Raw genomic sequence first — 12,463 nt, 5'->3', positions numbered from 1 at the left:
GTATAGTGAATATGATGATGAAAATGTGTGAAAAATATGGACTTTTTATTGTAAAAGTTGTATGCTAAATTCTATTAGTAATGATGATGTAAAGAATTTTCTATGTGAGAGGTGAGTCCATTGTATATTAAATTTATGTAGTTTAAAAAGGAGTTGAAAATTTGATGAAAAGTAAATTGTTTATTGTCTTTACGATGGTGGTATTGTTTATAAGCGGTTGTCGGTCAAGCGAAAAAAAAGAAGAAGTGGTGCAAGATGCTAATAATTATGCAGAATATAATGAAGAATTAGAAACGACTTCTTCAAATACTGTACTTTCTGATGATTTATTATATAGAGAGTATTCGTTAGGAGAAAATTTCAATGCTGGAGAAATATTAATCAGTAAAGAAACGCTATTAGATATCACAAAAAATCCTGATTCTGTTATTGTATATTTCAATGACGAAATGCTCGAAACTATTAGTTATAGTGATGATGATATTCATATTGATTTAGTAAACGATGGCGTGTATTGTTTTGTGATAATTGATAAAGATAGCAAGACGATTGATATTACATCGCAAATTCAAGGAACTTCTTATCCAGAAGGTGGAATACGTTATTTAAAATAATTCCGTTTATGTGGCTGGAATATCACTGTTTCTAGAGTATGTATTTATTCATTGTATGCTTATCATATCAGGTAAATATACATATCAGGATTCCAATCGCGCAGGTGGAAATAATTTAGGAGGAAAAGTAATGAAAAAACGATTAAAATATGCTTTGGCAATTTTATTTGCCTTAACTTTATTGGTTAACGGTTCATTTTCTGCTTTGGCAGCAACAGAGTCAGATGTTTTGTTGCCATATAGAGAAAAATTAAATCTTCTTAACGAGGAATTGGGAACGCAATACAAAATACCTACTAACGAGGAATTGGCTGTTACAGACATGACTGTGCAGGAACTAAATGATTTCTATACAAGCATGGATTTAAACGAATTTGAAGAATACATTTTAGAAATGCACGATCAAAATGCTAAGAATAGCGAAGCAAGAATTCAAAATGTTATTGCCGTTAATGATGGAATATCTGCTAGAGCGACAGAAACGGAACAATTCTATTATTATTCATCCAGCAATCGTAATTATTTTACATTAAAGTCCAAAATAGTTACGGTAAATAACGTGGCGTATTATAATAGTTTTGTTAATGCAGGATATAATTCAAAAGCAACGGGTTATCCTTACTATGTTCCAATGAGTATATCATATTCTGTTTCAAGTGATAGTAGGCAAATGACTGTTTCATATAATTGTAGCAAGTACATTTCTGCCACCCTAATAGATACGGGTTATTACACTATCAATGTAACATATACAGCAGGTGCTTAAGATAAGGAGGTTATTTCTATGTTGAAAAAGGTTGGATTAAGTTTATTGGCTTTTATTTTGTGTTTTAGTGTAATGGGTAGTACGCAGGTTTTTGCTGCTGAAGCAGAAGTAGTTGAAGATGAAAATCACAACTATGTAGTTGGGTATATTGTTGCACCGGTGGCATATTCAGAAGATGGAACTGTTACTGCTGATGGAGTTAATTTAAGGAAAGAACCTAATACCAGTTCAACCATATTGGAGAAAATGTATTGGGGAGAACAGGTAATTATTGATTTAGATAATTCAACTATGACATTCTATGCTATAAAAAGAGTCAAGACTGGAACAAGGGGTTATGCAAGTAAAGACTATATTCAAATAAATCAATATGTAAGGTAAAAGAGCTGATTTCATTTTGAAAAAGAGCAATCACGATTGATTGCTCTTTTTTGCGCTAATAGGAATAAAAAAGACAATTACTGTAACATTGGAAATAGATAAAGAAAGAAGCAATCAAGAGATTTTTAAGATAAAATATGTCTTATCAAAATTTATAAAAAATCAGTTCAAATTATATAGAATGGGAGATATACTCTCACAGATATGTATTTTGTTACAAATAAAAGGAGAAAATAATATTTTTTAAACACACATTAGACAATCAATGTTCTTGTAATCGTGTCTTTACAATCCTTGATAGTTTTGGATACAAAGAGATAATTTCTTCAAGTTGCGCCTCGCTATAATCAACAAATTGTGATACCTTAACAATTTCATACTTTTGCCACATTAAGGATGAAGTTTTCTTCGATAAAACCTCAAATAAATATTTATCTTCCCAGTCCTCAAACATAATGCCATTTTTCTTTAAAGAATAGTATGCTTTCATAGTCAGGGGATAATCTCGTTCACATATTAAAAACAAATCATGGGCTGTTTTGTTTTTAAGGTCATCTGTGCTGAATATAGCGTTCTTAAAAAACATGGTATGCAGTGCTACAGGAAAATAACAATTACTAAATGCCTCTTTGATAGAAGCTAAGGAGCATATCCGTATATCGTATTTTTCACATATATTGTCAAGCTCCAGCATTGTGCTTTCGCCCATATTGCGGAATTTCAGTATTTCCTCTCTGGGATGTATTGATAACTGTGAGAGGTATAGTATGTTGTTCCGTATAAGGACGTTTTGGCATGGGAACGTCATAAACGGATATTTCATTTTCGGGCGGGTACAGGTATCCTAATGCGTTCAGTTCATCAGCAATGGCAAGTACATTATAATTTTTAGGACATCTGTTTGCAAATGTCAGATAATTAAGCCCTTCAAGGTCTGAAACTTTGGTAATCCCTAAACACCATGACAGGGCTGTTTTGACTTCCGGTGAAAGGTTTAAGTCTTTAATATATGTTTCCATATCCTGCACCTCGTATTCATTGAACCACATCAGTTATGGCAAATTAAATTTTCTTACAGGACAAAGAAAAACATCTAAAATAGTGCAGATTGAAATGATAAAAAATTGATTTCACTGCATAAATCAGCGCATGTCCTTACCCATATGTGTATCTGCCGGTAACTTTTCTATCAGTGGAGACAATATAAACGATTTCGCAGAGATTATCAATATCCTTTGCAGAAAATGAACCATTTGAGCAGAAAACGGACATAAAAGCAGCTTTGCAACACTTAATTGTGTTAATCAGTCCACAACCTTATCCATATGTGTATCTGCCAATAACTTTTGTATCAATGATGACAGTTCCGGAACACTGTCGGATATTATTTTGAGCTGCTGTCCACTGCAAACTGAAAGCTGCGAAACTGCAATAATCCTATATTATTTAAATAACCGAACAGATTTATATTGGGGTAAAATTTCAAACAGATACTGGTCATTCCAGCCGCAGAGCATTACTCCATTTTTCCTTAGTGCATAGTATGTTTTCATGGTAAGGCAGTAATCCTGTTCGCATATATCATATAAATCATGGGCAGATTTGTTCCGGATATCATCTACACTAAATATGTTTCCTCTAAAGAACAGCGGGTATATTTTTTTGTGAAATTGAAATTCGCTGAATGCCTCTTTAATGGGGGAAAGGGAACGTATCTGAATCCCGTATTTTTCACAAAGGGTATCAATTTCTGACATAGCAAGTTCACCTACGTTGCGAAACTGCAATATTTCTTCTCTTGGATATGCAGAAAGCTGTGCAAGGTATACGATGCCATTTCTTAAAAAAATATTCCGCATTTTCCTTGACATGGGAATGTCATAGATTGATATTGCGTTTTCGGCAGAAGGAAGATAGCCTAAGTCATTCAGTTTCCTTATAATCATCAGCTTATTGTAACCTGTTCGGAGTTTGTTCGCTAATGTAACGCAATTATACTCTTTCAGTTCTGAAGCTTTTGTAATATGTAAATCCTGCATGGCTTTTTTAATCTGTATAGAATCGTAGTGTTCTTGAATGTCGTTTTTCATAAGTATTCCTTTTCATATATTTAGATTAATGAGATTATAACATTCTTCTTTTTACAAATAAAGAGAGAACTGGTTTATATCATAACCAGTCCTCTGTGCAAAGAAAGATATGTTACCACAATTCTAATGAATCTTCTGCATCTATCCATGTCTGCATACCACCCTCAAGATACAGCGTTGCATATTCAAGAGGGTTGTCTATTGCTAAAGCATTTAAGGTACATTCAGAGCATGGCGTTGTTTTCAGTCCTTCTTCCGCTTTTCCGCAGTCTATCCGTAAAACATATCCGTCAAAAGTGGTTACATCAATACTGTTATGGAGCATATTATACGTTGCATGAATAAACCTCATATTTTTTTCGTCCTTTCTTCCTGTGTTTTGGAAAATTTGTGAAAGCATTCCAGTCAATTCTTCCTGTCCTGTTCATTTCATGTTATAATTTGTTACAGGTTTTTCTTTCCCTTATTTTTGCCCTTATGAGAGTTCGTAACATGAGGGAAAAGGATATAACACAAGGGAAAGCATAAGGGCAAACTCACTTGCTATAAATTTAGCATTTTCGAGGGTTTGCGGGCTTTTTGGAGATAAGATATAACAGTTATTAAATGCTATAAAAAGTGTCTTATCAGAATTCAAGTTTGTAACGGAGGTATTTGCTATGAAAGGAATTAAGATTGAGTTATTGGGGATTGCAACAATACTTTTAGGAATTGCTGTGACAACAAATAATTTCTTTGGATATGTTCTAGGTTTTCTTGGATTTGGCGTCGCTGTAGCTGGCTGTTTTCTAAAAGATAAGCACTAATAACTTCAAGTTTGTCAATTACAGGTGGCATTGAAAGAGACAGCCCATTCAAGGTGCTGGCTCTTTCAAAAATTCCATTCTAATAAATTGCACGACAACTTATCAAAAAATAAGCTCCCCATCCGGTCTTTACTATCCTATCTTTCTTACTGTCTGTCCGCAAGTTTTATGGTTTTCATCAGTGTATTCTCCAGCACACCTGCCGGACAGTCATCGCTATCCGGCTTAACTTTTTACAGCAATGTATTCAGATCCACCAGGGTTCCGCCCTCGATCTCCACGCACTTGTCACTGTCAAGCTGCAGCCAGACGCTGCAGGCATTAGGGTTATATACCTTTTCGTAATCCGCAGAGAACTGTAAACGTTTCGCTGCATCCATATAATCAATGATCTCAATATTGGTGGCGTACCAGATGTCGTCTCTGCCGCCCATGTATTTACAGAAGTTCTCGATCACATCCCAGTTGTCATTATTATCGAACTCGTAGCTGTGCCCCCAGACATACATCAGCTTCAGGTACTGGCTTTTCTTGAAATCAGCAAAAAATCCCGCGTACTCCATCAGCTTCGGATCATTATGATGGCAGGTAGCATGCCACTCCAACGGATCCTTTGGCAGTGCAAAATCCGGAACCGTCTCTACTACTCTGGCATAGGCCACGCCCAGCTGGCGATACAGCTGTTTAATCTCCTCGCTGTAAGAACCGTTGGGATACGCATGTCCCCTGACGATCTGTCCTGTCCATTTCTCCAGACCTTTCCGATCCTCCAGAAGCTCCTGTGCCACTTCCACTAACGGACATCTCTCAATGGTGGGATGAGTCATGGTATGGGTTGCGATCTCATGTCCCGCATACAGACCTTCCATTTCTTCAAAAGTCATGCGGGGGCGTTCTCCCACCTGACCGTAATTCAGATTAAATGTTCCTTTGATACCATATTTATTAAAAATGTCGATCAGGCGTCTGTCCTGTACCTTACCGTCATCATAACTCATGGTCAGTGCTTTGGCTTTTCCACCGGGGAAACAAGTATATACTTTCATCTTTTCCATCCTTTTCTACTGTAATTTCTATTGTGGTTTTAATAATATGATGATTTTCATCCCACATGTTTTCATCATATTACGACCGGAACGATTTTGCAACTGATAAGAATCCGGCATTAACTATCTTTAACGTGCAGAACTTTCCATTGCCTTCCTTCCATTCATCCTTTAATATAATAAAGTATACAACAAATAAACAAATTCCAGTGAGAAGGGAGCATATTTATGAAAAAATTCAACTCCTTCCGTAATCGCCAGAACGGCTTTGAAGATTTAGGTTCCGGCACCGCGGAAGCAGCAAAAACGAAAAAAAGCTGGTGGAAGGTACCAGTCACCATTCTTGTGATTCTGGTAATCGCTATTTTTATTTTCAATTCCACCTATCAGATCCGCGAACAGGAGCAGGCGGTTCTGATCACCTTAGGACAGGCCAAAGCGGTAACAGATCCCGGACTTCATTTTAAGGTACCGTTCATCCAACAGGTCCGCAAGGTCAATACCACCATTCAGGGATTTTCCCTGGGATATGATGTAGATTCCAATTCTTCAGAAACCGACGATTCTCTCATGATCACTTCCGATTACAATTTTGTCAACGTCGATTTCTTCGTAGAGTATCGCTTCAGCGATCCGGTAAAAGCAGTCTATGCTTCCAAAGACCCTGTGCTGATCCTGCGTAACATCAGCCAGAGCTGTATCCGCACTGTCATCGGCAGCTATCCGGTAGATGACGTACTGACCACCGGTAAAAATGAGATTCAGGCTGCTATTAAAGAAATGATTCTGGAGCGTCTGAGCGAACAGGATATCGGTATTCAGCTGGTGAATATCACGATCCAAGATTCCGAGCCGCCTACCTCCGAAGTCATGGAGGCTTTCAAGGCCGTAGAAACTGCCAAGCAGGGAAAAGAAACCGCTCTGAACAATGCCAATAAATACCGCAATGAACAGCTTCCCCTGGCGCAGGCACAGGCCGACGGTATCATCAAAGATGCTGAGGCGCAAAAGACCGAGCGCATCAATGAGGCTACTGCACAGGTTGCACGTTTTAACGCTATGTACGAGGAATATATCAAGAACCCGGCCGTCACCAAACAGCGTATGTTCTACGAGACCATGGAAGAAGTCCTGCCGGATCTCAAAGTAGTCATCGAAAGCCCCAACGGCAATACACAGACCTTCTACCCTTTGGAATCTTTCACAGGTACGACAACCGGTTCTTCCACGGAAAACAGTACCTCTGAAACCGCACAATAATCATTGTCTCCAGAAAGGCAGTTTTAATAATATGAAAAAATTAAAAAATATATCTCTGATTCTATTGGTACTGGTGCTGCTGGTCATCGGATCCTCCAGCATTGTCGTTACCAACGAAAACGAATACAGTCTGATCCGACAGTTCGGTAAAGTAGACCATGTAGTGAGTTCTGCAGGTGTTACCTTTAAGATTCCTTTTGTACAGAGCGTCGATAAGCTCCCCAAGGAGATCCTGCTCTATGATCTGTCTTCCTCCGATGTCATCACCAGTGACAAGAAGACCATGATCTGCGACAGTTACATTTTATGGCAGATCAACGATCCTTTGAAATTTGCCCAGACCCTGAACTCTTCCATCTCCAACGCTGAGAGCCGTCTGGACACCATCGTATATAACTCTACCAAGAACATCATCAGCAGCACTACTCAGAATGATGTGATCTCCGGACGTGACGGAGAGCTGGCGGCAGCCATCATGAAAAACATTGGGAACACCACCGAGCAATACGGTATTGAATTGCTCTCCTTCGAAACCAAACAGCTGGATCTGCCCAGCGACAACAAAGCCGCTGTGTACGAGCGCATGATCTCCGAACGCGAAAACATCTCCGCGACCTATACCGCAGAGGGAAGCTCCGAGGCACAGAAGATCCGGAATACCACGGACAAAGAAGTCAACGTCCTCCTGTCGGAAGCCAATAAAAACGCGGAAATTCTCATTGCGGAGGGAGAAGCGGAATACATGCGTATTCTGTCAGAGGCCTATGCCGATGAATCCAAACAGGACTTCTATTCCTTCGTCAGAAGCCTGGATGCACTGAAGGCTTCCATGACCGGCGATAACAAAACCGTGATCCTGTCTCCGGATTCCCCGATCGCACAGATTTTCTACGGAAGATAACGCAAAAGCCGGTATCTGCAATATCTTGCAGACACCGGCTTTTCTTATACCAGAATCTCTTCAATCTTACGTCTTTCTTCATTGCTGAAAGAGGTTGCGTGTACAATTCCGATATTATCCAGGATCTGTGAAGGCTTGGAAGCTCCGATCAGAACACTGGTAATATCCCCATCTTTTAAGATCCAGGACAGTGCCATCTGTGCCAGGGTCTGCCCTCTCTGGGATGCCAGATCGTTCAGTGCACGTACCTTCTTCAATGTCTCTTCTACGATCGCCGCTTCTTTCAGGAATCTGCCGTCGGTACGGACACGGCTGTCCTCCGGAATACCGTGGAGATAACGGTCGGTCAGAAGTCCCTGTGCCAGAGGGCTGAAGGTAATAATACCGATGCCGTGAGCTGCAGCGTAATCTTTCAGACCATCCTTCTCAATATCTCTTACAAACATGGAATATTTTCTCTGGTTGATAATAAACGGTGTGCCCAGTTCCTTGAACAGTTCTGCCGCTGCAATGGTCTGTTCTTTATTGTAATTGGAAATTCCCACATACAATGCCTTACCGGATTTCACAATGCCGTCCAGTGCACGAACGGTCTCCTCCAGCGGTGTATTGGGATCCGGTCTGTGATGGTAGAAGATATCCACATAATCCAGTCCCATACGCTTCAGGCTTTGATCCAGGCTGGCTACGAGATACTTTTTGCTGCCCCAGTTGCCGTAAGGTCCGGGCCACATATCATAGCCGGCCTTCGTGGAAATCACCAGTTCATCACGATATCTTCCCAGATCCTTTTTCAGAATCCGACCGAAATTCTCTTCCGCCGCACCGTATACCGGTCCGTAGTTGTTCGCCAGATCGAAGTGTGTGATACCGTGATCAAAAGCAGTGTGACACATGTCCAACATATTGTCAAAATTCCCATTGGATCCGAAATTGTGCCATAATCCCAGAGATACTGCCGGAAGCAGCAATCCACTGGCACCACAGCGGTTGTATTTCATTTCTTCATATCTTTTCTCATCTGCCTGATACATTTAAATAACCTCCATCTTTTTACCTTTTGTTGTCTTTATTATATTTTTTTACGTCTCCCGTTTCTATGCAAATTTTATAGAATAAAGTGCAATATCTTACGAATTATCTCTTACGTCCCACGATCTTCAGGCGGCTGAAAAACAGGTAATACACAATAAAAGAGATACTGGTCACCGTCCAGGTCAGTGGATAGCTGAATACAATGGTGAGAATATCATTTTTCAGAGGTACGGCTGTCAGGATCCATACCACACGCAGCGCGCAGATTCCCAGACAACAGATGATCATGGGAAGCCAGCTGTCGCCGATACCGCGCAGAGTACCGGACAAAATCTCAATGGCAATATAGGTAAAATATGTAGGTACCAAAAAGTGCAGAATCTGTTCTCCGATCACTACCACCTGTGCATCCGTGGTAAACAGTTGATAACAGATCGATGCATAATTATAGAGGATCACGGACAACAGTACGGTTGCCCCCGCCGTAATTCCCATACAGGTACGCACTCCCTTGTGTACACGGTCCATTTTCCCCGCACCATAATTCTGTCCCACAAAGGTAGTGATCGCTATGCCAAAGGCGTTGACGATCATCCAGAACAGGCTGTCGATCTTGCTGTAGGCTGTCCACGCCGCTACCGTATCCGTTCCCAATGCATTCACGCTGGACTGGATCAGAATATTAGACGATGTATACATCACCGACTGCAATCCCGCCGGAAGTCCAATCCGGATGATCCTGTGGAACATTCTTCCGTCAAAACGGATCTTTCTCAGTTCCAGGCGATGCATGTCCTTCGTCCGCATCAGTACCCACAATACCAGCACAGCACTGAGCGCCTGCGACAGGATCGTAGCAAGTGCGGCACCTGCCACACCCATATGCAGTCCGATGACAAATGCAATATCCAGCACAATATTGGTCAGGCAGCTGACGATCAGGAAATATAATGGTCTCTTGGAATCTCCCACAGCCCGCAGGATACCTGCGCCCATATTGTAGATCAGGTTCCCGATGACTCCCAGAAAATAGATACGGATATAGGTTGTCGACGGTCCCAAAATATCCTCAGGTGTAGACATCGCGCGCAATGCCCATGGTGCCGCCGTAACACCCACGATCATCATGCCTACTCCCGCCACCAGACTGAACGCAATGGAGGTATGTACAGCATAGCCTACCATCTCGGCGCGTTTTGCTCCATAATACTGGGAAATAATGACCGTGGCACCGCTGGACAGTCCCACGAAAAATCCCACCAGCAGCTGGATCAGCGTACCAGTGCCGCCACCTACCGCCGACAAAGCTTCTTTTCCGACAAAGCGCCCTACGATCACCGCATCCGCTGCATTATATAATTGTTGAAAAAAGGTTCCGAATAAAATCGGGAAAAAGAACAGGAGCAGCTGCTGCCAGATGACTCCTGTTACGATCTTGTTCTCTTTCCCTATAACGTTTTCTGTCTGCTTTTGTGTTTTCTTTGTATTTTCTTCCATGTAAATTATGCCCTTTGAAAAACTGTACTTCTACGATGATAGTATCATTTCCACAGAACCTTTTCAAGAGGGCAATCTTATCCACGGCTCAGGGCAGGAAAAACCCCGGGTGGTGGAAGCATCCGGGGATCCTGTCTGCACCCGGATGAGTCGCAGCATCCGGGCACAGCACTCTATACCAAATTGAGGGATTAGATAAAAGCTAAGTTAAGTTACTCCACGTCTTGCAGAGCTGCGAAGTCCTCTTCGCCGGTACGAACCTTTACTACCTTGCCAACGTTGTATACAAAAATCTTGCCATCGCCGATATGGCCGGTGTACAGAGCTTTCTTGGCAGCCTCGATCACAGTTGCTACTGGGATCTTGCTGACTACGACTTCTACCTTCACCTTGGGAAGCAGGGTCGCATCCATCTCCACTCCACGATACATCTCGCCGGCCCCCTTCTGTACGCCACAGCCCATGACCTGTGTCATAGTCATACCGGTAACACCCAGATCGTTCAGTGCTTTCTTCAGTACTTCGAACCGGGCAAGCTTTGCAATAACCACTACTTTGTAGATTCCGGTTGCCGGAATTGCTGCCGGAGCTGTCTCTACCTTTACTGCTGCTTCCTTCATGGTTGCGGAAGCTGCGTCATAATCACTTACACCAAGGCTGGTATTTTCATTTACCTCCATGGTCATAGTGTTGGAAATATCCATAATGCTGAAGCCTGCATATGCGGAAGGAAGACCATGCTCGCAGGAATCCAGACCTACAATTTCCTCTTCCTCAGATACGCGTAAGCCAACGGTTGCCTTGATGATCAGGAATGCAATGGTAATGGTTACTGCAGTCCATGCTGCTACACTTACAAAACCTAACAGCTGTAAACCAAGCTGCTTGAATCCGCCGCCATAGAACAGACCTACAATACTGTCGTTACCGGGTGCGGAAGTTGTTGCGAACAAACCGGTTGCGATGGTACCCCAGATACCGTTCAGGCAATGTACTGCAACTGCACCTACTGGATCATCAACATGTAATTTGTAATCCAGAAGCCATACACCAAATACCACCAGAAGTCCTGCTACCGCACCGATTACGATAGCACCGAAACAGTCGGTCACATCACAGGGAGCAGTAATTGCTACCAAACCTGCCAAAGATGCATTCAGACACATAGATACATCGGGTTTGCCATACTTGATCCAGGTAAAAATCATGCAGACTACGGTTGCAACTGCGGGAGCTACGGTCGTGGTAAGGAATACGGAACCTAACTGCTCTACAGAAGTACAAGCGGCACCGTTAAATCCATACCAGCCAAGCCACAGAATGAATACACCGAGGCATCCAATCGGAAGGTTATGTCCGGGGAATGCATTTACTTTTACGATCTTACCACTCTTATCCTTATCGAACTTACCGATACGGGGTCCTAACAGTTTTGCACCGATCAGAGCGGAAATACCACCGACCATGTGGATCGCACAGGATCCTGCGAAATCATGGAAGCCAAGCTGTGCCAGCCAGCCGCCGCCCCAGATCCAGTGAGCTTCGATGGGATAGATCAATGCGGAGATCACACCGGAGTAAATACAATAGGATAAGAACTTGGTTCTCTCTGCCATAGCACCGGATACGATGGTAGCTGTGGTAGCACAGAACACCAGGTTAAATACGAAATTTGAATAATCAAAATTCTCATAGGCGGTAAAGATATCCAGTCCCGGCTTACCGATCAGACCTACTACGTCTTCACCAAGTAACAATCCAAAGCCGATCAGAATAAACACTACGGTACCGATACAGAAATCCATCAGATTCTTCATCAGGATATTACCGGCATTCTTGGCTCTGGTAAATCCGGTCTCCACCATTGCGAATCCCGCCTGCATCCAGAACACCAGGGCCGCGCCGATCAGGAACCAGACTGCAAATAATTGACCGTCTACTGCGCTTAAGATTTCTTCTGTCATAACATTTTCCTCCTCACCTTTTGTGAAATATCTTCCACAATACTTCACCTGTGTGCTGCGAGAATCACTCGTTTGATCTTCTCACGTTAAAAAAATATGCGAT

14 protein-coding genes are annotated in these 12,463 nt (G+C 42.0%); 6 read left to right on the top strand and 8 right to left on the bottom strand.

All coding sequences use genetic code 11. From position 1 onward, the window contains the following. Positions 1-164 precede the first annotated feature (164 nt). From H9Q77_RS01170 to H9Q77_RS01160, 3 genes are all read left to right on the top strand, one after another. On the top strand, positions 165-614 hold the full coding sequence (locus tag H9Q77_RS01170) for a hypothetical protein (protein ID WP_148448576.1): 450 nt from the start codon (positions 165-167) through the stop codon (positions 612-614). Positions 615-744: 130 nt separating this feature from the next. Next, positions 745-1,380: a hypothetical protein gene (locus H9Q77_RS01165; RefSeq protein WP_249326356.1), complete on the top strand. Its 636-nt coding sequence runs from the start codon at positions 745-747 to the stop codon at positions 1,378-1,380. Between the two features lie 18 nt (positions 1,381-1,398). Beyond that, positions 1,399-1,761 carry an SH3 domain-containing protein gene (locus H9Q77_RS01160; protein ID WP_148448580.1) on the top strand — a complete coding sequence of 121 codons (363 nt, stop codon included), beginning with the start codon at positions 1,399-1,401 and terminating at the stop codon, positions 1,759-1,761. Between the two features lie 262 nt (positions 1,762-2,023). Here the strand turns inward: H9Q77_RS01160 and H9Q77_RS01155 are convergent, their stop codons facing one another. From H9Q77_RS01155 to H9Q77_RS01140, 4 genes are all read right to left on the bottom strand, one after another. Continuing rightward, the gene (locus H9Q77_RS01155; RefSeq protein ID WP_249326355.1) at positions 2,024-2,455 is read right to left on the bottom strand and encodes a hypothetical protein; all 432 of its coding nucleotides are present in this window, start codon (positions 2,453-2,455) and stop codon (positions 2,024-2,026) included. Beyond that, complete coding sequence (locus H9Q77_RS01150; RefSeq protein ID WP_249326354.1) at positions 2,442-2,780, bottom strand: hypothetical protein; 339 nt, start codon at positions 2,778-2,780, stop codon at positions 2,442-2,444. The genes H9Q77_RS01155 and H9Q77_RS01150 overlap by 14 nt, the downstream gene beginning before the upstream one ends. A gap of 423 nt (positions 2,781-3,203) precedes the next feature. Further along, the gene (locus tag H9Q77_RS01145) at positions 3,204-3,851 is read right to left on the bottom strand and encodes a DNA-directed RNA polymerase subunit alpha C-terminal domain-containing protein (RefSeq protein ID WP_148448584.1); all 648 of its coding nucleotides are present in this window, start codon (positions 3,849-3,851) and stop codon (positions 3,204-3,206) included. 112 nt (positions 3,852-3,963) lie between these two features. Next, a complete protein-coding gene (locus H9Q77_RS01140) occupies positions 3,964-4,203 on the bottom strand; it encodes a DUF6061 family protein (RefSeq protein WP_148448634.1) in 240 nt (79 codons plus the stop codon). A gap of 307 nt (positions 4,204-4,510) precedes the next feature. Between H9Q77_RS01140 and H9Q77_RS01135 the strand changes: the two genes are divergently transcribed. Next, positions 4,511-4,657, top strand: a complete 147-nt coding sequence (locus tag H9Q77_RS01135) for a hypothetical protein (protein ID WP_172594819.1) — start codon at positions 4,511-4,513, stop codon at positions 4,655-4,657. 233 nt (positions 4,658-4,890) lie between these two features. Here H9Q77_RS01135 and H9Q77_RS01130 read toward each other — a convergent pair whose 3' ends face one another. Continuing rightward, positions 4,891-5,703, bottom strand: a complete 813-nt coding sequence (locus H9Q77_RS01130; RefSeq protein WP_249326353.1) for a polysaccharide deacetylase family protein — start codon at positions 5,701-5,703, stop codon at positions 4,891-4,893. 228 nt (positions 5,704-5,931) lie between these two features. Between H9Q77_RS01130 and hflK the strand changes: the two genes are divergently transcribed. Next, positions 5,932-6,963, top strand: coding sequence for an FtsH protease activity modulator HflK (hflK, locus tag H9Q77_RS01125; protein ID WP_249326352.1), 1,032 nt, complete (start codon positions 5,932-5,934; stop codon positions 6,961-6,963). Positions 6,964-6,994: 31 nt separating this feature from the next. After that, entirely contained in the window at positions 6,995-7,864 is an 870-nt protein-coding gene (gene hflC, locus H9Q77_RS01120; protein ID WP_249326351.1) for a protease modulator HflC, read from the top strand. 44 nt (positions 7,865-7,908) lie between these two features. On the opposite strand, the gene H9Q77_RS01115 is transcribed toward hflC, so the two are convergent. The 3 genes from H9Q77_RS01115 to H9Q77_RS01105 all read right to left on the bottom strand — a co-directional run bounded on the left by H9Q77_RS01115 (position 7,909) and on the right by H9Q77_RS01105 (position 12,360). Beyond that, entirely contained in the window at positions 7,909-8,898 is a 990-nt protein-coding gene (locus H9Q77_RS01115; RefSeq protein ID WP_249326350.1) for an aldo/keto reductase, read from the bottom strand. Between the two features lie 103 nt (positions 8,899-9,001). Then, the gene (locus H9Q77_RS01110) at positions 9,002-10,396 is read right to left on the bottom strand and encodes an MATE family efflux transporter (protein WP_249326349.1); all 1,395 of its coding nucleotides are present in this window, start codon (positions 10,394-10,396) and stop codon (positions 9,002-9,004) included. A gap of 212 nt (positions 10,397-10,608) precedes the next feature. Then, complete coding sequence (locus tag H9Q77_RS01105) at positions 10,609-12,360, bottom strand: ammonium transporter (protein WP_249326348.1); 1,752 nt, start codon at positions 12,358-12,360, stop codon at positions 10,609-10,611. Between the last annotated feature and the right edge of the window lie 103 nt (positions 12,361-12,463).

The organism is Simiaoa sunii (assembly GCF_014337175.1).
GTDB classification, from domain to species: Bacteria; Bacillota; Clostridia; order Lachnospirales; family Lachnospiraceae; genus Acetatifactor; species Acetatifactor intestinalis.
The sequence above is the reverse complement of the archived record's forward strand: the minus strand, read 5'-3'. Positions and strand labels throughout refer to the sequence as shown.